This window comes from Nonomuraea insulae, assembly GCF_042656245.1.
Genome location: NZ_JBHSPA010000095.1, coordinates 14,414 through 36,291 on the forward strand (window position 1 = coordinate 14,414; position 21,878 = coordinate 36,291).

23 protein-coding genes and 2 pseudogenes are annotated in these 21,878 nt (G+C 68.7%); 14 read left to right on the plus strand and 11 right to left on the minus strand.

The features are described 5' to 3' along the window. Positions 1-81 precede the first annotated feature (81 nt). Positions 82-1,251, plus strand: coding sequence for an FG-GAP repeat domain-containing protein (locus ACFPZ3_RS58045; RefSeq protein WP_379523036.1), 1,170 nt, complete (start codon positions 82-84; stop codon positions 1,249-1,251). A gap of 36 nt (positions 1,252-1,287) precedes the next feature. Here ACFPZ3_RS58045 and ACFPZ3_RS58050 read toward each other — a convergent pair whose 3' ends face one another. Continuing rightward, entirely contained in the window at positions 1,288-2,772 is a 1,485-nt protein-coding gene (locus ACFPZ3_RS58050) for an MFS transporter (protein WP_379523037.1), read from the minus strand. 65 nt (positions 2,773-2,837) lie between these two features. Here ACFPZ3_RS58050 and ACFPZ3_RS58055 point away from each other — a divergent pair, with 65 nt between their 5' ends. Then, entirely contained in the window at positions 2,838-3,560 is a 723-nt protein-coding gene (locus tag ACFPZ3_RS58055; protein ID WP_379523038.1) for an ArsR/SmtB family transcription factor, read from the plus strand. A 108-nt stretch (positions 3,561-3,668) separates the two neighbouring features. Here the strand turns inward: ACFPZ3_RS58055 and ACFPZ3_RS58060 are convergent, their stop codons facing one another. Continuing rightward, positions 3,669-4,148: a nitroreductase family deazaflavin-dependent oxidoreductase gene (locus ACFPZ3_RS58060; RefSeq protein ID WP_379523039.1), complete on the minus strand. Its 480-nt coding sequence runs from the start codon at positions 4,146-4,148 to the stop codon at positions 3,669-3,671. A 191-nt stretch (positions 4,149-4,339) separates the two neighbouring features. On the opposite strand from ACFPZ3_RS58060, the gene ACFPZ3_RS58065 reads away from it, so the two are divergent. From ACFPZ3_RS58065 to ACFPZ3_RS58075, 3 genes are all read left to right on the plus strand, one after another. Further along, entirely contained in the window at positions 4,340-5,695 is a 1,356-nt protein-coding gene (locus tag ACFPZ3_RS58065; protein ID WP_379523040.1) for a leucine-rich repeat domain-containing protein, read from the plus strand. A 591-nt stretch (positions 5,696-6,286) separates the two neighbouring features. Next, entirely contained in the window at positions 6,287-7,000 is a 714-nt protein-coding gene (locus ACFPZ3_RS58070) for an Nramp family divalent metal transporter (protein WP_379523041.1), read from the plus strand. Positions 7,001-7,020: 20 nt separating this feature from the next. Continuing rightward, the gene (locus ACFPZ3_RS58075) at positions 7,021-7,275 is read left to right on the plus strand and encodes a hypothetical protein (RefSeq protein ID WP_379523042.1); all 255 of its coding nucleotides are present in this window, start codon (positions 7,021-7,023) and stop codon (positions 7,273-7,275) included. A 12-nt stretch (positions 7,276-7,287) separates the two neighbouring features. Here the strand turns inward: ACFPZ3_RS58075 and ACFPZ3_RS58080 are convergent, their stop codons facing one another. Continuing rightward, positions 7,288-7,530: a cupin domain-containing protein gene (locus ACFPZ3_RS58080; RefSeq protein ID WP_379523043.1), complete on the minus strand. Its 243-nt coding sequence runs from the start codon at positions 7,528-7,530 to the stop codon at positions 7,288-7,290. A gap of 56 nt (positions 7,531-7,586) precedes the next feature. Between ACFPZ3_RS58080 and ACFPZ3_RS58085 the strand changes: the two are divergent. Next, positions 7,587-8,352: pseudogene (locus ACFPZ3_RS58085) on the plus strand (proteasome accessory factor PafA2 family protein); the annotation flags it as partial. A gap of 199 nt (positions 8,353-8,551) precedes the next feature. Here the strand turns inward: ACFPZ3_RS58085 and ACFPZ3_RS58090 are convergent. The 5 genes from ACFPZ3_RS58090 to ACFPZ3_RS58110 all read right to left on the minus strand — a co-directional run bounded on the left by ACFPZ3_RS58090 (position 8,552) and on the right by ACFPZ3_RS58110 (position 12,007). Beyond that, on the minus strand, positions 8,552-8,989 hold the full coding sequence (locus ACFPZ3_RS58090) for a hypothetical protein (protein WP_379523044.1): 438 nt from the start codon (positions 8,987-8,989) through the stop codon (positions 8,552-8,554). Between the two features lie 163 nt (positions 8,990-9,152). Further along, on the minus strand, positions 9,153-9,527 hold the full coding sequence (locus tag ACFPZ3_RS58095) for a hypothetical protein (RefSeq protein WP_379523045.1): 375 nt from the start codon (positions 9,525-9,527) through the stop codon (positions 9,153-9,155). Beyond that, positions 9,524-11,272, minus strand: coding sequence for a hypothetical protein (locus ACFPZ3_RS58100; protein ID WP_379523046.1), 1,749 nt, complete (start codon positions 11,270-11,272; stop codon positions 9,524-9,526). The genes ACFPZ3_RS58095 and ACFPZ3_RS58100 overlap by 4 nt, the downstream gene beginning before the upstream one ends. Positions 11,273-11,495: 223 nt before the next feature. Beyond that, positions 11,496-11,690, minus strand: a complete 195-nt coding sequence (locus ACFPZ3_RS58105; RefSeq protein ID WP_379523047.1) for a hypothetical protein — start codon at positions 11,688-11,690, stop codon at positions 11,496-11,498. A gap of 50 nt (positions 11,691-11,740) precedes the next feature. Beyond that, positions 11,741-12,007 (minus strand): hypothetical protein, encoded by a 267-nt coding sequence (locus ACFPZ3_RS58110; protein ID WP_379523048.1) that lies wholly within the window; start codon positions 12,005-12,007, stop codon positions 11,741-11,743. Positions 12,008-12,647: 640 nt separating this feature from the next. On the opposite strand from ACFPZ3_RS58110, the gene rraA reads away from it, so the two are divergent. Further along, positions 12,648-13,118, plus strand: coding sequence for a ribonuclease E activity regulator RraA (gene rraA / locus ACFPZ3_RS58115; RefSeq protein ID WP_379523049.1), 471 nt, complete (start codon positions 12,648-12,650; stop codon positions 13,116-13,118). A gap of 46 nt (positions 13,119-13,164) precedes the next feature. Further along, the gene (gene pcp, locus ACFPZ3_RS58120) at positions 13,165-13,809 is read left to right on the plus strand and encodes a pyroglutamyl-peptidase I (RefSeq protein WP_379523050.1); all 645 of its coding nucleotides are present in this window, start codon (positions 13,165-13,167) and stop codon (positions 13,807-13,809) included. Between the two features lie 1,000 nt (positions 13,810-14,809). Here pcp and ACFPZ3_RS58125 read toward each other — a convergent pair. Next, positions 14,810-15,313 carry a ribonuclease FAU-1 family protein gene (locus tag ACFPZ3_RS58125; protein ID WP_379523051.1) on the minus strand — a complete coding sequence of 168 codons (504 nt, stop codon included), beginning with the start codon at positions 15,311-15,313 and terminating at the stop codon, positions 14,810-14,812. Between the two features lie 125 nt (positions 15,314-15,438). Here ACFPZ3_RS58125 and ACFPZ3_RS58130 point away from each other — a divergent pair, with 125 nt between their 5' ends. Continuing rightward, positions 15,439-15,729 carry a helix-turn-helix domain-containing protein gene (locus ACFPZ3_RS58130; protein ID WP_379523052.1) on the plus strand — a complete coding sequence of 97 codons (291 nt, stop codon included), beginning with the start codon at positions 15,439-15,441 and terminating at the stop codon, positions 15,727-15,729. A 216-nt stretch (positions 15,730-15,945) separates the two neighbouring features. Here ACFPZ3_RS58130 and ACFPZ3_RS58135 read toward each other — a convergent pair whose 3' ends face one another. Continuing rightward, a complete protein-coding gene (locus ACFPZ3_RS58135) occupies positions 15,946-16,233 on the minus strand; it encodes a hypothetical protein (RefSeq protein WP_379523064.1) in 288 nt (95 codons plus the stop codon). On the opposite strand from ACFPZ3_RS58135, the gene ACFPZ3_RS58140 reads away from it, so the two are divergent. Further along, positions 16,136-16,828 carry an integrase core domain-containing protein gene (locus ACFPZ3_RS58140; protein ID WP_379523063.1) on the plus strand — a complete coding sequence of 231 codons (693 nt, stop codon included), beginning with the start codon at positions 16,136-16,138 and terminating at the stop codon, positions 16,826-16,828. The genes ACFPZ3_RS58135 and ACFPZ3_RS58140 overlap by 98 nt on opposite strands. Here ACFPZ3_RS58140 and ACFPZ3_RS58145 read toward each other — a convergent pair. Beyond that, complete coding sequence (locus tag ACFPZ3_RS58145; protein WP_379523053.1) at positions 16,739-17,974, minus strand: serine hydrolase domain-containing protein; 1,236 nt, start codon at positions 17,972-17,974, stop codon at positions 16,739-16,741. The two genes, ACFPZ3_RS58140 and ACFPZ3_RS58145, sit on opposite strands and share 90 nt — an antisense overlap. A 313-nt stretch (positions 17,975-18,287) precedes the next feature. Between ACFPZ3_RS58145 and ACFPZ3_RS58150 the strand changes: the two genes are divergently transcribed. The 4 genes and pseudogenes from ACFPZ3_RS58150 (at position 18,288) to ACFPZ3_RS58165 (ending at position 21,872) form a co-directional block, all read left to right on the plus strand. Further along, positions 18,288-19,757: a hypothetical protein gene (locus tag ACFPZ3_RS58150; RefSeq protein WP_379523054.1), complete on the plus strand. Its 1,470-nt coding sequence runs from the start codon at positions 18,288-18,290 to the stop codon at positions 19,755-19,757. 69 nt (positions 19,758-19,826) lie between these two features. Next, entirely contained in the window at positions 19,827-20,288 is a 462-nt protein-coding gene (locus tag ACFPZ3_RS58155; protein ID WP_379523055.1) for a hypothetical protein, read from the plus strand. A 280-nt stretch (positions 20,289-20,568) separates the two neighbouring features. Then, positions 20,569-20,901, plus strand: a pseudogene (locus tag ACFPZ3_RS58160) (phosphorothioated DNA-binding restriction endonuclease family protein); the annotation flags it as partial. A 275-nt stretch (positions 20,902-21,176) separates the two neighbouring features. Continuing rightward, positions 21,177-21,872: an NUDIX hydrolase gene (locus ACFPZ3_RS58165; RefSeq protein ID WP_379523056.1), complete on the plus strand. Its 696-nt coding sequence runs from the start codon at positions 21,177-21,179 to the stop codon at positions 21,870-21,872. Positions 21,873-21,878: the final 6 nt, after the last annotated feature.

Here is a 21,878-nt window from a genome sequence, read left to right on the forward strand (position 1 = left end):
ACCACAACACCCACGGCTTCCCCCGTTCCCACGGCTTCCCCCGTTCTCACGACCGCCGCGCCGCCGACGTCCACGCCTCGCGTGGCCGAGGGCAAGCGGCGTGCCGACGACCTCAACGGCGATGGCCGGGCCGACCTGGTCGTCGAGGTGGACCTGATCAGTAAGCAGGTGCACTACCTCGCCGTCATCTACGGCTCACCCCGGGGCCTCGACGGTCGGAACAAGACGATCGTCCCGTCGGATGTGTTCTACTCCTGGCTGATGCGCCCGAGCAGCGAAGCCGACCTCGACGGCGACGGCTTCGGGGACATCATGGGATACGGCCGGCCGAACGAGCGCGAGAACTCGGGCCCGCACATCTTCTGGGGCGGCCCGCGTGGCATCGACGCCAGGACGCCTCCGACCCGCCTACCGCTGCCCGAAGGGGCCAAGGGGGCCGGGGGAGCGGCGAACCGGGCCGTGGCCGGTGACTTCGACGGCGACGGCAACGCCGACGTGGCCGTGTCCAGGCCGTCGCCGTCGAAGTCACCGGGCGGCCAATTCGAGTGGAACCTGATCGTCCTGTACGGCCCGTTCAGCCGTGAGGGGGCGTCGACCCGTCAGAGCGTCCAGCCGTCGCCGACGGGGGATGAGTTCTGGCGGATGACCGTGGACAAGATCGAGGGGCGGCGTACGACCGGGCTGGTCGTCTTCAGACCCGACGACGGGGAGCAGACCTCCGGCTGGCTGCTCGACGCCGGGCCCCGCGGGCTGTCCAAGCAGGGACGCAAGCTCAACCGGGGGCTGTCGGCAGCGTTCGGCGACTTCGACGGCGACGGCGCCAGGGACGTGGCCATCGGCGACGACGGCGTCCGCAACGACGAGCCCGGCCTCGAAACCGAGGCCCCTTCGGTCGCGAAGACCTTGACCGTCTACTACGGGGACGGCCGTACGAGGACGTTCAAGGGCAACCAGGGCCCGGCGGTCTCCGGCGACTTCAACGGAGACGGCCGTGACGACCTCGCCTTCGGCGGGGCGAACAACCGCTTCGACCCGACCCGGATCTTCTGGGGCAGCTCAGCCGGCCTCCGCCCCGGCGACAAGGTCCACGGCCTGACCGGGGCCACGCCACTGGCGGCGGGGGACTACGACGGCGACGGGAACGACGAACTCGCCTTCGCGTCCGTCTCGCCGGGCCACGCGGTCGGCGAGGACAGTTTCGAGATCTTCATGACGGACGGCAGGAAAGTGTTGACCCGTTTCAAGCTCTGATCGAACCTCGGCACGACGCCGGGATCGCGTTGTATCTCACCGGTTGTGTTCGGCCGGCCGGACAGCGGTCACGGTGAGCACCGCGGCGAGCAGGTAGCCGACGCCGCCGATGATGACATCGGCGTGCAGGCCGGCTACCAGGTCGCCATCCGTGACCAGCGTGCCGACCAGCGCCACCCCGATCGCGCTCCCGGTCTGGCGGGCGGTGTTGAACACGGCGGACGCCGCCCCGCCCAACTCGGCCGGCGCCGCCTCCATGATCGCCGAGGTGGCGGCCGGCATGGTGAAACCGATTCCGAAGCCGGTGAGCATCATCGGCGGCACCAGCGCCCAGTAGCTCGTGTCCGCTCCGGTCGGCAGCCAGGCGAGCAGCCCGATCCCGCCGATGAGCAGCCCGAACGCCATCGGTACGTGGGCTCCGGTACGCGCGGCGACCCGGCCGCTCAACGGCGAGGAGATCATCGGCATCAGCGCCATCGGCAACATGGCCAGTCCGGTCTCCAGGGGGCCGAGGTGGCGTACCTGCTGGAAATACAGCGGCAGGACGAACAGCAGCCCGTAGAAGCCGAGGTTGAGCAGCACGCCGATGATCGCCGATGCGGTGAAGCTCCGGCTGCCGAACAGCTCCAGCGGCAACATCGGCGCCGGGGCCCGGTGTTCGAGCAGCAGGTACGCCGGCAGCGCGAGCACGAACAGGGCGAGGCCGAGCAGCACCGGCGGTGCCGTCCAGCCGCGTGGCCCGGCCTCGATCAGCGCCCAGGCCAGCCCGCCGAGGCACAACGCGCTGGTCATCTGCGCCGGCGCGTCCAGTCCTGGCCGTCCGACGGAGCGTGCGAGCGCGTTCGGCCCTGGCCGTCCGACGGAGTGTGCGAGCACGTTCGGCCCCGGCTCTTCGGCAAGGCGTGCGGGTACGTTCGGCCCTGGCTCTTCGGTGGGGCGCGCGGGTACGTACCTGGTGGTCAGCAGGAGGCCGAGCAGGCCGAACGGCAGGTTGACGTAGAACACCCAGCGCCAGCCGACCGCGGACACCAGCGCGCCGCCGAGCACCGGGCCGGCGCCGGCGGCGACTCCGGCGACCATGCCCCACACGCCGAACGCCCGCGCCCGCGACCCGCGGTCCGGGTAGGCCCCGCGCAACAACGCGAGCGAGGCCGGCACCATCAGCGCGGCCCCGGCGCCCTGCGCCAGCCGGGCCGCGACCAGCACACCGGGATTCGGCGCCAGCCCGCAGCCGACCGAGGCCACGGTGAACAGCACCAGCCCGGCCAGGAACACTCGCTTGCCGTTGAACCGGTCGCTCAGCCCGCCGCAGAACAGCAGCGCCCCGGCGAAGACCAGCGTGTAGCCGTCGACGACCCACTGCAGCTCGGCCAGCCCGGCGTTCAGGCCGGAGCCGATCGCGGGGATGGCGACAGTGACCACGGTGACGTCCAGGATGACCAGGAAGTAGCCGAGGCAGATCGCGACCAAGGGCAGCCAGTCGGTTCGTGTGGGGGAGGGTCCCCTTGTGGTGACCGTCATGACCATCAGTCTGTAGCGGAACTACTACGGTGAACGCCGAAATGTCGTCGTCGTACACTGGCGCTATGTGGAACTCCGCAACGGAGACCGACATCGCCGAGGTCGCGGCGGCCATCGGTGACCCGTCACGGACCAAGGTGCTGCGTGCGCTCGGCGACGGCAGAGCGCTGCCGGCCAGCGCGCTGGCCGCCGAGGTCGGCGTTAGCATGTCCACAATCAGCGGTCACCTGGCCAGGCTGCGTGAGGCGAAGCTGCTCACCGTCGAGCACGACGGCCGGCACCGCTACTACCGCCTGGCCAGCAGAGACGTGGGGCGGGCGCTGGAGGAGCTGGCCAGGATCGCCCGGCCGCTGCCGGTCCGGTCACTGCGCGAGAGCGTGCGTACACAGGCGCTGATGCGGGCGCGGCTGTGCTACGACCACCTCGCGGGACGGCTCGGGGTCGCGCTGCTCGCCGGCCTGATCGAACGGGAGGTCCTGGTCAATGACGCGGGCAGCTACCGCATCACCGAGCCCGGCCTCGACCGGCTCGCGGCCTTCGGGGTCGACGTCGAGGAGTTCTCCCGGCGGCGGCCGGCGATCCGCTACTGCGTCGACTGGGGCGAGAACCGCCATCACCTCGCCGGCGCGCTCGGCGCGGCCATCGCCGATCGGCTGTTCGCGCTGGAGTGGCTGCGTCGCGGGCGGGCGCGGCGGGTCGTTCAGCTCACCGAGGCCGGACAGGCCGGGCTGTACGAGACCTTCGGCGTACCCCTCGACTGGGCCGACTCACCGGCGGAAGCGACGTAGCCGACCGCGGCACCCTGCCCCCATCGCCCCACACCGTTCGTCGGATGTGGTGCCACTGATCACGGCTGGTGCGTGGATTCGGCCGCTCAACGTTCCTTGGAGAGACGCTCAACGTTCCTTGGAGAGAGGAGTGAGTTCGAACACGGGATGGTGCTCCGCCTCGGCGATGAAGTCCTCCACCGGGGAATCCTTGGCGGCTTGGAAGTACGGCCGGGTGGCGGTGGCGATGCTCACGTACCGTTTGAGTACGGGCCCGGCCTCCTGGGACGCGACCTCCCGCACCGTGTAGGCACGCCTGTCGAACCGGCGCCGAATCATCACCTGCCCCGCGGCACGGGCGTTGTGCACCCACGACACGGGCCCATAGGGCGCGACCAGCCAGCGCTTGCCGTCGTACTCGACGATGGTCACGGGGTTGGTGCGCGGGAGGCCGGTCTTGCGGCCCCGGGTGGTCAGCAGGTAGGAGCTGGGAACCAGGCCCGCCCAGGTGAACACCCCGATGATCGCGTCGCCCACACGGCGGCCACGGGTCGCACGATACCGCCGCGCCGGCCGGAAACCGGGTTGGTCAGGGGTCGGGTCGTTCATGTTGCCTCCCCTTTCGTGAGTCACTCCACGAAGTCTGACTCCCCGACGCGTACGGCTCTAATCAACACGATCGGTGGTTCCAGAGAGCGCGACCACCGTCGGTGAGGAGAGCCGGCCACGATGAGCCCAGTGGTCGGCTCCGGTGGGAGAACGACCGCTTCTGTCGGTACGACTCCCTACGCTGCCATGGCATGACCTTCTCCCCAGCAGGACCAGACTTGCCGGGCTACCGGGCCAAGCTCGACTCGGTTTCTCCCGCGCGCGCCTGGAAAACGGCACGCGAGCTCGTCCTCGACGGCCGCGAAGACGCCCTCGCGCTGGCCGCCGAATTCGCGGAGATCGCCGAGCCTTCCACCGACAAGCTGCTCAAGCTCTGGTCGGAGGCGCCCGACCCGGACGGTTTCGCCGCACTGCTGTTGGGGCCCGCGTTCACCCGCGAGGGGCGTACCACGCTGGAGCTGCGCCGCCGCGAGACGATCACGGGGGTGCGGCACCTGACCATGCTGCGGACACTGCGCCTGGACCACTGCAAGCACCTGACGGACCTGTCCGACCTCGCTGCGCTGACCGGGCTGTTCCGGCTTGAGCTGGACGGCTGCGCGGCCGTCACCGACCTCACCCCGCTCTCGGGTCTCCCCGCACTGAAAACGCTCATCCTCCGGAGCAGCCGGGCGCTCACCGACATCACCCCGTTGCTCACCCTGCGTACCCTGCGCCATCTCGATCTGCGCAGCAGCGGCGTGACCAGCGTCGAAGGGGTCGGCGACGCCTTCCCCCACCTGGAACACCTCGACCTCGACCACTGCCGGGCGATCGAGGATGTCCTGCCCCTGTCGGGGCTGCGTCGACTGACCCAGCTGGACCTTTCCGGCACCAAGATCCGGTCCATCGCCGGGCTGCGCGACCTGGGCTCCGTCACCGAGCTGACCCTGCACTGTGCCCGCCTGACCAGTCTCGACGGCATCGACGCCATGCCCGGGCTGCGCCGGCTGTGGCTTAGCGGCTGTACGAACCTCACCAGCCTCGACGGCCTTGGCCACCACCCCCACCTGACCAACCTCGGCCTGCCGGACGCGCGCATCCCGGACCTGCGCCCGCTGTCTCGCCTGCCCGCCCTTACCGGGCTCAATATCAACAAGTGGCAGAAACTGACCTCGCTGGACGGGTTGGAGGACCACCCCTCGCTCGCCGAGATCAGCCTGACCTACGCCGAGGACCTGCGCGACTTTTCCGCCCTGGCCCGCATGCCCGCCCTGCGCGAGCTCACCCTGCAGGGTCTTGACCAGCTCACCGACCTGACCCCGTTCGCCGGGCTGTGGCGGCTCGAGGAGCTCCACGTGGCCTTCGACGATCACCTGCGGTCCCTCGGCGACCCCGGAAACCTGCCTGACCTGCGCATCCTGGACCTCTACCGCTGTGGAGCCCTGGCCGACCTGGGGACGCTCATCGACCTGCCGTCCCTCAAGGAGGTAAGGGTGAATGGATGCCCCGCGCTGACGTCCACCGTCATCGCCGATCTGGAGGCCCGGGGCCTGCTCGCTGGCTGAGGGCGCCCATTCGGTATCGGTCAGATCCGGCGACTCCTCCGCTCCCTGATGGGAGCGAGGAACACCGCTTCGTGGATATCGCGGAGGATCTGGCGCTGCTGGTCGTGTTCGGCCCGGCCTACGGCTCGCGCGCTGACTCCCGAGCTTGACCGGCGCTCGGCACCCGTGAAACCCAGATCAAGAACCAGACAGGGAGTTTGTGCATGACAGCCAGCCAGGCAAGGCTGATGCGGGAGATCACCCAGGCGTGATGACCACCGTTGTTTATTTCGCTGAACGGGCCAAAGGTGACGCCAGCTGCGAGCCCCCGTCGAGCAGGGTGAACGACACTGTGCTTGGTGGCGAGCGAGTGAATGTAGGGCAGCCATGCCCCCGATCACAAGGCCGACGATAATCGCGCCTGGCAATTGCTTGCCGAAGAATGTGGAACAGGCTCAGTACTCGTCCACGGAGACGGAAGTTGGCATGTCCCGGCACATCGCCGTACCAGTCTTGAAAACAAATGATCTGACGGCGATCGGCATTTGCAGAATATAGTCAGGTTTCACGACCTTCTTTGTCAGGGAACCTCTTCCTCATGAAGGAAGCTCGATGATCCCCGGCGTCGATTCCGCCGTTTCCGACCCCCGGACCATCTCTCCCAGGACGACGCGGGTGGCGCCCATGCTGGGGCCGGCCTTCGTGGCGGCGATCGCATACGTGGACCCAGGCAACGTGGCCACCAACCTCACCGCGGGCTCGACGCTGGGCTACACCCTGGTGTGGGTCGTCGTGGCGGCCAGCGTCGTCGCGATCCTCGTGCAGTTCCAGGCGGCCAAACTCGGCATGGCGACGGGGGAGAGCCTGCCGCGGTTGTGCCGCAGGCGGTTCACCAGGGCGGGCAGGCTCATGTTGTGGCTGCAGGCCGAGGTCGTCGTGCTCGCCACGGACGTCGCCGAGTTCGTGGGCGCGGCGATCGGGATGCAACTGCTGTTCGGCATGCCGGTGGCGGTGTCGGCCGTGTGCACGGCGGTGGTGTCGCTCCTGCTGCTCGAACTGCGGCGCAAGGGCCGCACCCGCTCGTTCGAGCTGATGAGCGCCGCGGCTCTGCTGTTCGTGGGCGTGGGCATCGGCTACGACATCATCGCCGCGGGCAACCAGTCCGTGAGCGGGCTGGCCGCCGGGCTCGTCCCGCGGCTCGGCGGCGAGGGAGCGCTGCTGCCGGCCCCGCTCGTCAACGCGCCGCACACGACGTGGATCGCGGGGACCGCCGCGGCGCTCGTGGCACTTGTCGGCTGCTCCCTGCCGGTTATCCTGCTGTTCTGACCTGCGAACGGGGTCTTCCGATGCGCGACCACACTCCGCCCGGTGCGGCCCAGCCCTCGCCGGAGATACTGATTCCGATCTCCCTGTCCAGAATCCGGGTTAAATTCGCCGCCTTCGCCGTGCTGACCGCCGGCTGCGCGATCTTCGGCGCGACCGGCTGGCTCACGCTCACGCTGCTGCTCACGTGCGCGGCGATCCCGTTCGCCGTGTGGATACTCGGGGGGAACGAGCTGGTCCGCTCGTTGTTCTTCCTGTCGCGCGAGCGAGGCCGATGAGCCGGGCGGCCCTCATCGACTGACGGGGTCGCTCGGGTTGGCCTTGCCGACGATGAGCGGGTCGACCGGCGTGAACGGGAACTGCGGCAGCTCGCGCTCGGGAATGGCGAAGCTCGCGGAGAGCACTTCGCGGGAGAACGCCGACGCCGTGGCCCGGTAGCCGATGTCGCCGGGCGTGGGCTGGTCGAAGAAGATCAGGAAGTGGATGTCCTCGTCGCCGATGACCTCGATGTGGTGCGGGAAGGCACGCGGCACGCGAGCACGGGCAGCCCGCCGAACGCTGTGTTCGCGGCCAGGGCGAGCACCAGCGTGATGGTCAGCGGTTCCGCCGCCTGCACGTGATCGTCGGTGACGCGAACATGAGCGAGACCACGATGCTGCTCAAGGTCGGCGCGACCGACCTGGTGCTGCGCATGGTCGAGGCCGGGGTCGTGCTGCGTGACCTGAGCCCGGAGAACCCGATCCGGGCGATCCGCGAGGTCTCCCACGACATGACCGGACGGCGGCGGGTCCGTCTGGCCAACGGGTGGGAGGCGTCGTCGCTGGAGATCCAGCAGGAATACCTGGGCGAAGCGATGAACTTCGTGGACCGGCATGGCGGCGACCCGATCACCCACAGGGTGCTGGAGCTGTGGGAGCGCACCCTGCGCGCGGTGGAGACACGGGACCTGGGCCTGGTGTCCCGCCGAGATCGACTGGGTCATCAAGTACCAGCTGATCGAGCGTTACCGTAAGAAGTACGACCTGCCGCTGTCCTCGCCGAGGGTGGCGCAGCTCGATCTGGCCTACCATGACGTGCACCGCAAGCGGGGGCTGTTCTACCTGCTGCAGCGGCGCGGGGCCGTGGAGCGGGTGGCCGCCGACATCAAGATCTTCGAGGCCAAGTCGGTGCCGCCGCAGACCACCAGGGCGCGGCTGCGCGGCGAGTTCATCCGCAAGGCGCAGGAGAAGCGACGCGACTTCACCGTGGACTGGGTGCACCTCAAGCTGAACGACCAGGCCCAGCGCACCGTCCTGTGCAAGGACCCGTTCCGCAGCGTCGACGAGCGAGTGGACAAGCTCATCACCGACATGTGACTCGGGCGGAACTCGGCGGCCCGTCTCGGCGTGTTCGCCTCGGTGGGAGGGCGCCGTCGTCTCCCTGATGCGGTCCGTGCAGGATCGGCCGCCGCGGGAGGTGTTCGAGAAGTAACGTCATCACGATAGACCCTCCGGCGGTGCGAGAGCCCACCGCCGCCCCCGCGAGAGCCGGCTTTTCCCGGCCGTTCCCGATCTTCTAGGCCGGTGGCCAGAACCGGGCCTTCAGGAGGGTGACGCCGACGAGGTCCGGAGTGAAGTCCTCGTAGGCCAGCGCCTTGCGATGGATGCTCACCCGCCAGAGCGTGTCCCGCCGGCCCAGGTCGAACTCTTCGCCGTAGGTCGTGTCGCCGTCGTAGTCGCTCAGGGCGAACACTCTTCCGGACGCGAAGCGTACGTCTCCTGACCAGCTACGGTCCCAGGAGCCGAGTGGTGGTGGCTCCCCGTTCCAGAGCTCGTACTTGATCAGGCTTCGCCGGCTTCGCCGCTCGTTGATCGCGATCGCATTCTCGCCCGCGTTGATCCACCCTTCAGGGTCGATGTCGTAGATGTCAGACTCCTCCTCCACGTCCGCGATTCCGGTGAGATATTTCAAGATCTCTTGCTGGTCGAGCAGTTGGGCGATGATCTCGGTCATGGTCGTCCAAGAGGTTCCTGTTTGACATGGAGCCGTCCAGGCTGCCCGCGGGCAGCCTGGACGGCTATGGGGGAGTCCGCTACTGAATGTCGATCCAGTACTGGTCGAAGTTCAGCATGCGGTAGTTGGATGGGTTGTTCGGCGTGCGCGGCTCCAGCTTCGTTCAGGAAGGGAGGAATTTGGTCAGGAGGTCGGCGAGTTTGCTGAGCGAGTCGGCGAAATCGGCGATCGGGCGCAGGCGATCGCGTAGACGGCGGAAGGCGTCGGCGAGGCGGCCCGTGTCTCGCTCCGCCGCCGGGCGGGCGGCCTCGGTGAGGATCTCCTCCGCGTCGCGGCCGGCCCGTTCAGGGTGGTCGATCTCAGTGGAGTGGGCTGCGACGCGGGCCATCAGGTCGGTGAGCAGCGCCTGGAGCTGTCCCAGGTTCGGATCTGCGGGCCGGCCGCTCGTCGTGACGTTCTGGGTGAAGTGAGAGCCGGGGCCGCCGAACTGGCTGCCGGTGAACGTTCCGCTGTAGGTGTACTTGTCCTTGTCGGTCATGAGTTCGCCTCGCCCCGCTGCGGGTTGATGTTCTGGACGAACTGGGAGCCAGGGCCGCCGAACTGCGCGCCCGGGTAGTTGCCGCTGTACTCGTAGTGGGTCGTGCTGGAGATCGAGACCGCGGTTGCCTGGCGCCGGTAGGCGGTGGTGTCTACGCCCTTGTCCTCCAGGAAGTCGAGGACGGCCGAGTTCAGGCGTTCCTCGACGAGCTTGGTGTACTTGAAGGTGTCCAGCTCCTGGATGAGGGTGTCGGCCCGCTCGGCCGCGCCCAGCTCGCGCAGGCTCAGCCGGGCCCCGTAGTCGTAGGCGGTGTACGCCCGCGGGTCGTCCACGCCGATGGCGTGCCGGAACGCCTGCCAGGCCATGCGCAGCAGCCGTACCGGAGCGGCGACCATGTCGCGGAACAGGTACAGCCAGCGCCCGCGCAGCGCGTGGTAGACCAGGAGCGGAGGCGAGGAGAGCGGCAGCTCATCCACCGAGCGGTACACCCCGGCCACGGGCGGCAGCACCGTGACGACGAACTCGGTGTAGAGCATGCGGCCCTCGACCGCGAGGTGCACGAACGCGGTGACGGAGGTCCCCCGGTCCACGGCCGGGATGACGGTGCGGCCCGCCGGGTCCAGGACGTGCGGGCCTTCGGAGTTGATGTCCAGCCGCTGGTAGTGCCGCGCGCCTGCCTGCGGGGTACGGATCACTGCGGCGACGACCTGCTCCGGCAAGTTCGTCCACGGGCAGAGCTGGCCGGGATCCACCAGTGGATGCAGCGCCGGGCCCTTGCCGTTCCAGCCGTGCAACTGGTTGAAGCGGCCGGTGGCGACGATCTGGTCGCGGATGCGCAGGTTGATGATGCCTGCCGGGTGGGACTGCGCGCTCATCTGCGCCAGCCGTTCCCGTACGAACGTGTGAAGCTCCACCGGGTCGATCTCGACCAGCGGCCGCGCCGGCCCCGAGCCGTCGCGCGGGCCTGGCGTGCGGTCCAGCTCGACCGCGATGGTCCAGGCCCGGGCCGTGTCGCCGGCTCCGAGGAACGGGTTGCGGCCGGAGTAGAGCGTGACGTTCCCGTGCTGTGCCGCGCCGATCCAGCGCAGCCGCTGCTCGGTATCCGCGTCGGCTGCCGGGCCGGGCGGCGATGGCGGCGCTCCGGGGCGCAGGTCGCGACCGATGATGCGGAACACGGCGATCCGGTAGCCGGCCGCCACGCCGAGGGACAGGAGCACCACGATGAGCAACTGCAGCGACAGCGCGGCAGCGCTCGGCGGCGCGCCCCCTTCGCGGAAGGAGCTGATCGCACGTGCGGTGGTGATGGCCGCGATCGCGAAGGCGGCCGGTATCGCCACCAGTGTCGAGATGACGAACCAGACGAGGATCTTGTACGGGCGGGAGAGCCGGCGCAGTGGCCGCACGGTGAGCAGCGCGAACGGGATCACCACGGCGAGCCACTGGATCGTGCCCTCGGTGAGCAGGAGAAGGCCGCCGGCGAGCACTCCGGTCAGGACGATCTCCCGCGCGAGCAGGAACGATCGTGCGCGCAGGCAGTGCCGCAACACCGGGACCACGTCGAAGCCGCCGTGCGAGGGCGCCACGCCCCGGTGCCGGTTGCGGATGAGCTCGCGCAGCGCCGTCTCGCGGAACGACGGATCGAGGTACGCCGCGACCGCCATGTACCGGGTCGCGTTCCGCATGGCCGCGCCGAAGGGGACCTGCGGAGTGGCCGTCGGGTCCGCTGTGGGCGGGCTGGTGTACATGCCGGGCTCCTCTCGGGGGAGAGATCAGCCCCACATACGTTAGGCGAACGGTAACCGTACGACTACTGAAAAATGATTCGGGAATGTATCCTTTTCGTCACGCCCTGTGATGCTCATTTCGGGGCGGGCAGGCGTAGCGGCAAGAACAGGTCGCCGACCAGCAGGGTCGCCTCGTGTGGCGAGCTCTTCTGCGGCCTCGGTGCCAGGGGCGACCAGTACGGCGTTATGCACGGCTGAGCAGGGCCATCCGGACGCGCAGGCGCTCGGCCAGCGGCGCGTCGGGGCCGAGGATGAGCTGTGCCGCCTTGCCGGCCCGGTCCAGGTGGCCGCCCTGGCGCAGGGGTAGCACCGTGCGCAGGGCGGTGTGGTTGGCGGCGACGCAGCGCATGGTGCGCAGGCCTGCGGGCAGGGGATTCATCGCCGCCTGCGCCGGGGAACACCGGCCAGCGGATCATCGTGCCCGCTTGGTCATTCCGGGTTCGGGGGATCGAACGGTGGGTCGAGCGGGGGGTCGAAGGCGGCGGCGAGGATGGCGAGGACCTGGATCATGACCTGAGGGGCAAGCTCGTACTCGCCGCGCCGCCGTTGTGCGATCAGCCTGGCACTGTGCAGTGCGCGCAGGTGGTGATAGAGCTGGCCGCCGGTCTGCTCACCGCCGACGGACTCCAGGAGGTCGGTGGATCGAAACATGTCCGGGTCACCGGTCTCGATCTGCTGCGCCAGCCATCTGCCCACCTGATCCTTTCCAGGGACGCCATTCGACACCACCGCAGGAAATCAGGAAAGGCCTGGACGCCGAGTTCGGCGCCGTCGTACATGGCCAGGTTGGCGCCTTCGCCGTTCGGGGCCGAGAGGTGCGTGGCGTCGCCGAGCAGAGTCACCCCCGGCACACATTCCCATCGATGCCCGATCGGGCAAAGCGTAGAGGAGGCGCAGGATCGGCGCCGTGTCGCCGTCGGTGATCAGCGCGGTCAGCGCCGGCGCTCGGATGGTGCCGGCTGGGTGGCCGGAGTCGAGCCACCGCGACGAGACCTCCGCCATCAGGTCGGCGACCGTGTTCGGATCGGCGACTCGCCGGGCGAGGAACGACGTGATCGCGTCGACATGGCGCTGGTAGAAGGCTTCGGAAGCATCCGGGTCTGTAGCGATGTCCACCTGTCTGCGACGCACCGGCCGTGCTTCCTTCGTCGATTACACCCCTGCTTGGTCAGAAACCGAGCAGGCGCTATGAGATGAAACCCGCGCCGGCGTCAAGCGCACCCTCCCCCTGCCCGCTCCCGGCCCCGGACGGCTGAGCCTGTACGGTCGCTCACCGGAGCACCGCTTCGACCAGTGGGGTGCCGATGCCCCCGCCGATTCGCTGAAAGGCCGCGCCTTGACCATTGTGACCGCAGACCTCTACGACGAGCGGGGCGAGCAGTTCGACTCCTGCGACCTCCAGCTCTCCCAGTACGGCGGCCGCCGCGCCTTCGCCGGCACGGTCGTCACGATTCGTTGCCATGAGGACAACGTGCTGCTCAGGTCCGCTTTGGAGGAGCCCGGCGAGGGACGTGTCCTGGTGGTCGACGGCGGCGGCTCGCTGCACACCGCCCTCATGGGGGACGTCATCGCCGGCCTGGCCGTCGCCGGCGGCTGGGCCGGCGTGGTCGTCAACGGCGCGGTACGAGACGTCGCCGCCCTGCGTGAGCTGGACCTGGGCATCAAGGCGCTGGGCTCCAACCCACGCAAGAGCGGCAAGACGGGAGCCGGCGAGCGCGACGTCCCGGTCACTTTCGGCGGCGCCGCCTTCCATCCCGGAGCCGAGTTGTTCAGCGATGACGACGGCATCCTCGTGACACGCGCCTGACGTCGGTCATGGCCAAGTCGAGGCGCCGACGTACGAGAGGAGACCCATGACCCACGTGCTGCTCACCGGATTCGAGCCGTTCGACGGCTCCGGCGTCAATCCGTCGTGGCAGGCGGTGCGACGGGCCGCGACCACACCGCCGGAAGGGGTGTCGCTGACGACGGTGATGCTGCCGGTGGTCTTCCACGACGCCATCGCACGGCTGCGCGCGGCCGTCGAGGAGTCCGGTGCCGAGGTCGTCGTCTGCGTCGGGCAGGCGGGCGGGAGGCCGGGCATCTCGGTCGAGCGCGTCGCCATCAACCTCGACGACGCTCGCATTCCCGACAACGAGGGCGCCCAGCCCGTCGACGAGCCCATCGTCGTGAACGGCCCGGCGGCGTACTTCTCCACCCTCCCGGTGAAGGCGTGCGTCGCCGCCGTCCGCGACGCCGGCCTGCCGGCGTCCGTCTCGCACACGGCGGGCACGTTCGTCTGCAACCACGTCTTCTACGGGCTGATGCATCTCATCGAGTCCGGTCGGCCGGGGGTGCGCGGAGGCTTCGTGCACGTGCCCTACCTTCCCGAACAGGTCCCGGATGGCGACGAGCCGTCGATGTCCGTCCAGTCGATCGCCGAGGCGCTGACGGCGATCGTGTCCGCGGCGGCCACCACGACCTCAGACCTGAAGGAGACCGGCGGTTCTCTGCACTGATCCACTGCCGCCACGCGGAGGCTCACGGATTGGCGGCGAGCCACCGCTGGAGAGGCGCGCTGCGGATCGCCGAAGTGGGGTGCAGGGGTGCGACGTCCCGCGGGGCTCCGCCGCTCAGCCGTGGGAGGTCTCGTACGGGAAGAGACCGCGCGTCCTGGGCCTCCCAAGCGTCAGGTGCGAGCCTGGAGCGTCACAACTCCTCTATCTCTGCGCCGAACTCCTCCTTGAAACCATGGGAGGCGGCCCCGGCGCGTAACCGACGGTGCCACTCCGCTGCGCCAGCACGACGCGGTCGTCTGTCGTCAGCACGACGGCATGGGCCACCGCGATGCCCGGCAGAGCGGTGGATTTCGAAATGTGGCCAGACCCCAGAACATGTCCGTAGGACCAGTCCCAGTTTCCGCCTCAAGAATCGACTCGCCGTCACCCACGTCACGGGGTCGCTGGCCAGGGCTCGCGGGCTGCCGCACATCCGCTCCGAGGTACCATCCTCGATCGCCTCCGCGTTGTGCGCAGAAGGGTTCACGAATGTGTCCGGGTTTCCGTTCTCGATGATCTCGGCGAGACGTTTGAGCCACCGGTGCAGTGCTGGGAAAGAGGCGGAGACGTCCGCGGCATTGATGGGCCCGGGTGGAGGATCGCTTGGACTGCGCCTCCACCATCGCGGATGAGGATCTCGAGTTCCTGCGTCAGCGTGTCAAGGACCTTTACGCTGCTGCGCTGCACGGAGGGGAAGCGTGGTCGTGCTCGACTTCGAGGCGTTCGCCTGGGCCGCGGGAGTGGGATTTCTGTCGCGGCATCGGCATCCCGTTCAGGGGGTTCCGGTGGGTGGCGCCGGAGGAGTACGCACAGGCTGTGGACGCGTACGGCTTCCACACACCATCCGCCGCATCCGCGAGGCCACGATGACCACCTGGCTCATGCAGAACGTCGATCAGAGCCCGGAGATCCGCACGGAGTTCGACGAGTCAGCACCACCGTGGCCTGTGGACCCGGCTCGTCAGGCCCGCTCCAGCCACTCCCAGCCCGCGGGGAGGACCGGTTCGGTGGCAGAAGCCAGCCTGGTCTGCAGGTTGGACGCCGCGGCGCGGGCCGCGGTGATGACGGCTTGGGGAACCATGCACTCGGCCACTGTCTGCTCGAACTCCTCCTCATCGACCAGCAGGACAGTGCCATCCGCAAACCGCGCCAAATCCAGTTCGAGGTCTAAATAACTCCACCCCGATACACCTAGGGTCGGCGGCGTGCAGATGTCGACGCTGATCCAGCGGTCGTTACGCCACCACCAAGCCGCCCACCAGCCATTGCGTGGGAGCAATTGCACACCGTCGCTGGGGAGCGCCATCGACGTGCCATCGGCCTTCCGATGGACCTCGCCTGCTCGGCTGAACAGCCACGTACCGAACTCGTCGGTGCCCAACAGCCGTGCGTCCCATTCCGCCGCCACCCTGGGTGCATTCGTGCCTGGCAGAGGCCATTTGTTCTTCTGCACACCGATCCGCATCCCGGCCTATCCTTCCTGTGAATGTCCCCGACAGTGTGCTGGTTCAGGACATAGGAAACCCATGTCGCAAGACATAGGAAACTTCAACAGAGTGTGTCTCGAGACATAGGCAATCATCGCGGATCATGAGCCTGGGTGGTGTGTCCAAGGCCAGAGTTGTCATCACCGCCGTTGTCGTCGAGGGCCGGTCCCAGGCAGAGGTCGCCCGCGCGTACGGGGTTTCCAAGGGCTGGGTGTCCAAGCTCGTCGCGCGTTACCGAGCCGAGGGTGAGGCGGCGTTCGAGCCCCGGTCGCGACGACCGAAGACCTCGCCGAACGCGATCGACGCCGGCACCGTGGAGTTGATCGTCCGGCTGCGCAAGGAGCTCGCTGAGCAGGCCTGGACGCCGGCCCGGATACGATCGCCTGGCACCTGAAACGACACCATGGGCGGACGGTGTCGAGGGCCACGATCAGCCGCCATCTCACCCGGCGCGGCCTGGTCACACCCGAGCCGAAGAAGCGACCCCGCTCGTCCTACATCCGGTTCGAGGTGGCGCTGCCGAACGAGACCTGGCAGGCCGACTTCACCCACTACCGGCTGCCGACGGCACCGACACCGAGATCTTGTCCTGGCTGGACGACCACTCCCGCTACGCCCTGTCGCTGACCGCGCACGCCCGCGTCACCGGGCCGATCGTGCGGAGCACCTTCCGCCAGGCCGTCGCCGCGCACGGCGTCCCGGCCTCCACGCTGACCGACAACGGCATGGTGTTCACCACCCGGCTGGCCGGCGGCCGTGGTGGCCGCAACGCCTTCGAACACGAACTGCGCCGTCTGCACGTGCGGCAGAAGAACTCCACCCCCAACCACCCCACCACCTGCGGCAAGGTCGAGCGCTTCCAGCAGACCATGAAGAACTGGCTGCGAGCCCAGCCCATCCGGCCGGCCACCCTCACCGACCTGCAAGCACTCCTGAACCGCTTCTGCGACACCTACAGTCACCACCGCCCGCACCGGTCCCTGCCGCACCGCGCCACCCCGGCAGCGGCCTACACCGCCGCGCCCAAAGCCCTGCCCGACGGCAGCCGCGACGCCGACACCCACGCCCCGCGTCCGCCACGACCTCTCCGGCGTCGTCACCCTGTGCGTGAACGGCCGGCTGCACTACATCGGCGTCGGACGAACCCACGCCCGGACCCACGCCATTCTCCTGATCGACGACCTGCACGTCCGCGTCGTCGACGCCATCACCGGAGAACTTCTGCGCGAGCTGACCATCGACCCGGCCCGCGACTACCAACCCCAGGCAAACCTCAACAAGACGAAACCCCCGGACCCGTAGGTTCGAGGGTTTCCGATGTCCTGAGACATCACAAAGTGCCCCCGGCAGGATTCGGACCTGCGTTCGTGCATAGCCCGGGTCCCGGGGAGCGATCTTGCAGCTCAGAAGTACTTCGAGGTCAGGTCGGTGGTGAGCCAGGAGGACACGGTCACCTTGTTCATGTCGTCGTCGATCCCGTCGTAGTCGAGTGAGCCGCTCTCCTCGCGCCGGTTGAACAGCAGGGCGTAGCTGAACCCGTTCTGCAGCCGCGCCAGATACGTGAACGTCCCCGGCATCGAGCCGTTGTGCCAGGTGTTGAGGTGGCCGGTGACCTGGCGGCACCACCAGCCGCCGCCGTACCAGGTGCCGTACTCGTTGACGCCGATCTCCGGCTTGGCCATCAGCTTGGCGATCGAGGCCGAGCTCAGCACGGTGCCCGGCCGGTCGAAGGCGAGAGTCCAGCGGACCAGGTCCGCGGCGGAGGCCAGCCAGCCGCCGTTGGCGTCCTGGTTGGGCATGTTGAAGCCGCCGTAGGGGTACGGGACGGTGGTGCCGGAGGTGTCGAGCACGGTCTTGTTCGTGTACTGCGACTCGTAGCTGACCTCGCCGGCCGCGGCCTCGCTCTTGAGGCTCTTGCCGAGTCGCATACGAGTGATGCCGAGCGGCTGGAGCAGCTTGGTCTTGATGTATGTCTCGTAGGGCTGTCCCGAGACCTTCTCGATGATCCGGCCGAGCAGCAGGTACCCGTAGTTGCTGTAGACCATCTTGGTGCCCGGGGCGTGATCGAGCGGGCGGGCGGTGGCGTACCGGATGATGTCGTCGTGCCCGATCGGCAGCGGCACGTCGAGCGCGGCCGAGATGGTGTGGTCCAGCCAGAGCTGGTCCTTGGAGGCGTCGCGGTCCCAGCCGCCGAGGTGCTGCATGAGGCGGAGTACGGTGACCTGCTCCATCCGGGTGTCGGCAGGGGTGAGGCCGAGCAGCTGGGTGGCTTTGGCCGACAGGCTCAGTTTGCCGTCCTGCACCAGGCGCATGACGGCGGCCGAGGTGATGTTCTTGCTCAGGCTGGCGATTCGGAACAACGACGTCGGCGACGGGATGGACGGCACCCTGGAGTAGTCGTCGTAGGTGTAGCCGCGCGCGAGCAGGATCTTGCCGTTCTTCATGATGGCCAGCTGCGCGGCTCTGATCTGGCGATTCAGTACGAACTTCTTGAGCAGGTTGTCGTATCCCGCCAGTTGCGTCGGCGCGGTTCCCGCCGTGCGTACAACAGGGACGGGTGCCGCCGCCTGCGCCGGTCGCGCGGCGATCAGCGCCGCCGGCGCCGCAGCGAGAAGAGCCCTGCGGGAAAGGCCGGTCACGTATGCCCCTTAAGTAACATCCGATACTTGAGCCACATATCTTACGGATATTGCGATTTACGTCGAAGCGGAACAGCAGGCGTAGCGAGCGGCCCCGCAGGTCTCCGGGGTGGCTTCGCCGCGATCCGGGTCCACTTGCCGCCCGAGCCGGTCAGTGCGAGGCGACTGAGAGGGACGGCTCTGCGTGCGGGGCCTGTGTCCCGACTCGCTATCCCGCATGGCGTGCAGCCCGACGAAGTGCGCCATCCGCCTGGGCCGCCGGGAACTCCCGTCTGACAGGCGAGACGGTGACCCTGAAGGATGGGAGGCTTGGATGGTGCGTACCTGGTTCGAGCCCGAAGAGGCCGAGGAGTTCGAGGCCGCCAAGGACCTGCTGATCCGGCGGTGTGTCACCTGGGCGGAGGAGCACGGGCATCCGGTCGATGACCTGCTGCTCTCCGCCGCCGTCGACGCGCGGCACGAGAGCCGTGACGGCCGGCTGGCGTACTGGGATGGTGCGCGCATCAGGTTCTTCCTGCTGCGGTACGTGCCGTACAAGGTGACGGCCCCGCGGGAGGAGCTCGACCTCGCCCCGGAGGTGCTGCGCACGTACCTGCGCTATCTCGACGTCACGGGCCTTCGCGACCCGCGCGGCGCCACGCTCGCGGAGGCGGAGGAGATCATCGCCGACGCGCGGGCGGAGTACGCGGCCGCGCTCGACGATCCCACGCTGCGGGGGGTGGCGACGTTCTGGGCGCACACAGCTCTCGGCCAGGGCGTCGATCTCACCGTTCCGGGGGCGTTCGAGCGGTTCAAGCGCGATCTCGACGGCGGTCGCGTTCCGTATGACGAGCAGGTGCTCGACAAGATCATGCAGAACCGCTTCGTGAACGGCGGCATCGGCGAGGAACGCGCCTTTCCTCAGCTGCCTGTCTCCCTGCCCACTGCGTCCGAGCTGACGGAGGCCGCTGCGCGCAGCCAGACCGTCCAACGTCTCATCACCCTGGCCGCTTGGGTGGGCAAGGACGGCCGGGCCCTCACCGACGCGGGCAACCTCCGCGTCGCCGACGCCCTTGAGGTGTCGGCCCTGCTGGGCACCGGCGAGGACCAGCTGCGCGTCCGCAGTGCCACCGATCTGCCGCAGCTCAACCTGCTGCTCGCCTGGGCCAAGAAGCTGCGCCTGACCCGCACCAGCAAGGGCCGGCTCTTCCGCGTGGCCAAGGCCGAGCCCCTGCTGCGCGACCCGCAGGCGCTGTGGCGGCGCGCGTTCGAGGCGTTGCCGGAGCTGGGCCGTGTGGTCACCGTGCCCGCCGCGACGTGGCGGCCCGAGCCCATCCTGGCCGAGATCTTCGACGAGATCCTGCCGGACGTGCTCAACTCCATGTACGGGCTGGACGAGATGCCGGTGGTCCGGCTCGAAGAGACGGTGTGGCTGGCCTGCCAGGAGTACTTCGTTCTTGACCAGGTGGAAGAGCGCCTGCGTGATCTCTGGCGCCGCGAGGCCTTCCGGGACCTGGGGCGCATGTTCGAGGTCCTGTCCGACCTCGGGGCTGTGGAGCTCACCCGCGGCCCCGCCGACCCTCTCTACGCGAGCGACCTCGACCACGACGACCAACCCTTGCCAACGGACGCGGTCGAACGCCTGCGCACCACTCTCGCCGAGCCCGACCTTCCGCTGGTCCGCCTCACCCCGCTCGGCGTGCGCGGCGTCCGCGATCGCCTCCTCGCCGAGGGCCGCGACGCTCCCCTCATCGGCGAACTGGCCACCGCCCCGCCGGCCGAGCTGCTCGGGGTGCTCGCCTAGCACTATCCGCCGCAGGACGCCGTCACGGAGCTCCACGGGTGGCTGGCCTGGCCGGGGCAGGACATCGAGATGTTGCTGCAGGCCGTGCGGGATTGCCCGTTCCGTACGCGGGTGGGGGCGATGCTGCGTGTTCTGGCCGACGCCCTTCCCGAAAGGCGGCTTCTGCATGACCTACGTCACGACCCGGTCCTCGGGCCGGCCGTGTGGACGCTGCTCATCGATGCCGGGGAGATGAAGCCCGGGTCGTTGAGTGAGCGGGAGAACCTGCTGATGGGGGCGGAGAACTTCCTGTCGGTGCTGGAGCTCGCGGGGCCTGAGGGCCTTGTCGAGCAGCTCAAGAGGATGGGGGGCGGGGACGCGTACGAGTTCGTGGAGGCGATCCTGGCGTCGGGGCACCCCGATGTCGTGGGAATGCGGGAGCTACGCGAGCTGGTGGCCGAGCCGCTCCGCCAGACCGTCCGCCATCCCCTCCGCCTCGTCCCCACCCGGCCGCCGGGAGCCCGAGGCCGCCGGAAGAAGCGCAAACACTGATCTTGATCGTTGACCATAAGGTACGGCGATCTTCGCCTCCCGCCGCACCGGGAGCCTCATGAGCCATGGTTGCGCCGGCAGTGGTCAGGGCGTGACGGCCTGGTGGCTTCGCCACACGCTGCGGTGTGACCTAGTGGCCATCCAGCTCACGAGTGACCAGATGCTGATAGTCGCCCGGCTGGAGATCGCTCACCCGGCGACAATAGGGCGCGGCCGGCCAACGCGAAATACGTATGCCGAGACCGAAAAGATCGTCCTACACTGGCCGATCGTGGACTAAATCGAGCGGGTCGCCGAGATCCGGCGCTGGGGCAGGGGCGGTGAGCGCGCGCCGCACAAGCCGCTCCTCCTCCTGTACGCCCTGGGCCGTTTCCAGCGGCACGGCAACAGTCCCATCTCGTTCAGCGCCGCCGAGGCCGAGTTGAAGAAACTGCTCAAGGAGTACGGCCCGCCCCGTGACACCAGCCCTGGCTACCCCTTCCACCATCTGACGAACGACGGCCTCTGGCTGGTCGACACCCGCCATGGCCCTGGCAGCCCGGGCCCGGAGCTGGGCCGCCTGCGCGAGAGCCAGGCCGCCGACCGTCTGCATCCCGACCTGGCCCGCGCGCTGCACAGCCACCACGTGTTCCGCCCGCCCGCCCGCGGCTGAGTCATGGCTGTGGAGTTTGTACGCCCTGCCGGGCTGGCGTACTCCCGCGACCTATCAGCCGAACGTCAGTGGGGATGACGCCGAAATTGTCGCAAGGGCGGCGTACTGTCACCGGAGTGCCAGGCCTGGAACGTTGCACGCGCGGAAATGCATCCGCCCCGCGCATCGCCGGTGGATGGCGAAGCTAACCATGGCGCTACTTTTTGTCAGTTTGACAAAAATCTAGTGTCAGAACCATGAGCGACGATCGATGGGAGCCGCCCGCCATCCTGCTCGCCGTTGATCTGGTGATCCTCACGTTGCGTGATTCGCGCCTGCGTGTGCTGCTCGTTGAGCGCGGCATCGAGCCGTACAAGGGCGCCAAAGCGCTACCGGGCGGCTTCCTGCGTGACGAGCATGAGGACATCGAGGCAGCGGCGCGGCGCGAGCTGTCGGAGGAGGCGGGGCTGTCCGACGTGCACCTGGAGCCCTTGGCCGTGTACGGCGAGCCGGGCCGCGACCCGCGCGGCCGCGTCGTGTCGGTCGCCTACCTGGCCATCGCGCCCCGCCTGCCGGAGCCCGTCGCCGGTACCGACGCCGCTGATGCCTCATGGACCTCGGTGGATGACGCCCTGGCCCCGGGTGCGAAGCTGGCGTTCGACCATCGCCGCATCGTCATCGACGGGGTCGAGCGCGCGCGTGCCAAGCTGGAGCACACCGCCCTGGCCACTGCGTTCTGCGCCGAGTCCTTCACCATCTCGGAGCTCCAGCAGGTGTACGAGGCGGTCTGGGGCGTGCGCCTCGATCCCCGCAACTTCTACCGCAAGGTACAGGGCGCCCGCGGCTTCATCGTCGCCGACGGCCCGATGCGCAAGACCCCGAACGGGCGGCCCGCCCGGCTCTTCAAGGCGGGTCCGGTTCACGTCCTCAATCCCCCGATGACTCGGCCTTAGGAGGTC

What these genes read in the sequence shown, in the direction of transcription:
- ACFPZ3_RS58050 (WP_379523037.1), bottom strand. Translation starts at nt 2,772, where the DNA reads ATGACGGTCACCACAAGGGGACCCTCCCCCACACGAACCGACTGGCTG.
- ACFPZ3_RS58055 (WP_379523038.1), top strand. Translation starts at nt 2,838, where the DNA reads ATGTGGAACTCCGCAACGGAGACCGACATCGCCGAGGTCGCGGCGGCC.
- ACFPZ3_RS58060 (WP_379523039.1), bottom strand. Translation starts at nt 4,148, where the DNA reads ATGAACGACCCGACCCCTGACCAACCCGGTTTCCGGCCGGCGCGGCGG.
- ACFPZ3_RS58065 (WP_379523040.1), top strand. Translation starts at nt 4,340, where the DNA reads ATGACCTTCTCCCCAGCAGGACCAGACTTGCCGGGCTACCGGGCCAAG.
- ACFPZ3_RS58070 (WP_379523041.1), top strand. Translation starts at nt 6,287, where the DNA reads ATGATCCCCGGCGTCGATTCCGCCGTTTCCGACCCCCGGACCATCTCT.
- ACFPZ3_RS58075 (WP_379523042.1), top strand. Translation starts at nt 7,021, where the DNA reads ATGCGCGACCACACTCCGCCCGGTGCGGCCCAGCCCTCGCCGGAGATA.
- ACFPZ3_RS58090 (WP_379523044.1), bottom strand. Translation starts at nt 8,989, where the DNA reads ATGACCGAGATCATCGCCCAACTGCTCGACCAGCAAGAGATCTTGAAA.
- ACFPZ3_RS58095 (WP_379523045.1), bottom strand. Translation starts at nt 9,527, where the DNA reads ATGACCGACAAGGACAAGTACACCTACAGCGGAACGTTCACCGGCAGC.
- ACFPZ3_RS58100 (WP_379523046.1), bottom strand. Translation starts at nt 11,272, where the DNA reads ATGTACACCAGCCCGCCCACAGCGGACCCGACGGCCACTCCGCAGGTC.
- ACFPZ3_RS58105 (WP_379523047.1), bottom strand. Translation starts at nt 11,690, where the DNA reads ATGAATCCCCTGCCCGCAGGCCTGCGCACCATGCGCTGCGTCGCCGCC.
- pcp (WP_379523050.1), top strand. Translation starts at nt 13,165, where the DNA reads ATGACCCACGTGCTGCTCACCGGATTCGAGCCGTTCGACGGCTCCGGC.
- ACFPZ3_RS58125 (WP_379523051.1), bottom strand. Translation starts at nt 15,313, where the DNA reads ATGCGGATCGGTGTGCAGAAGAACAAATGGCCTCTGCCAGGCACGAAT.
- ACFPZ3_RS58130 (WP_379523052.1), top strand. Translation starts at nt 15,439, where the DNA reads ATGAGCCTGGGTGGTGTGTCCAAGGCCAGAGTTGTCATCACCGCCGTT.
- ACFPZ3_RS58135 (WP_379523064.1), bottom strand. Translation starts at nt 16,233, where the DNA reads ATGGGCTGGGCTCGCAGCCAGTTCTTCATGGTCTGCTGGAAGCGCTCG.
- ACFPZ3_RS58150 (WP_379523054.1), top strand. Translation starts at nt 18,288, where the DNA reads ATGGTGCGTACCTGGTTCGAGCCCGAAGAGGCCGAGGAGTTCGAGGCC.
- ACFPZ3_RS58155 (WP_379523055.1), top strand. Translation starts at nt 19,827, where the DNA reads ATGTTGCTGCAGGCCGTGCGGGATTGCCCGTTCCGTACGCGGGTGGGG.
- ACFPZ3_RS58165 (WP_379523056.1), top strand. Translation starts at nt 21,177, where the DNA reads ATGAGCGACGATCGATGGGAGCCGCCCGCCATCCTGCTCGCCGTTGAT.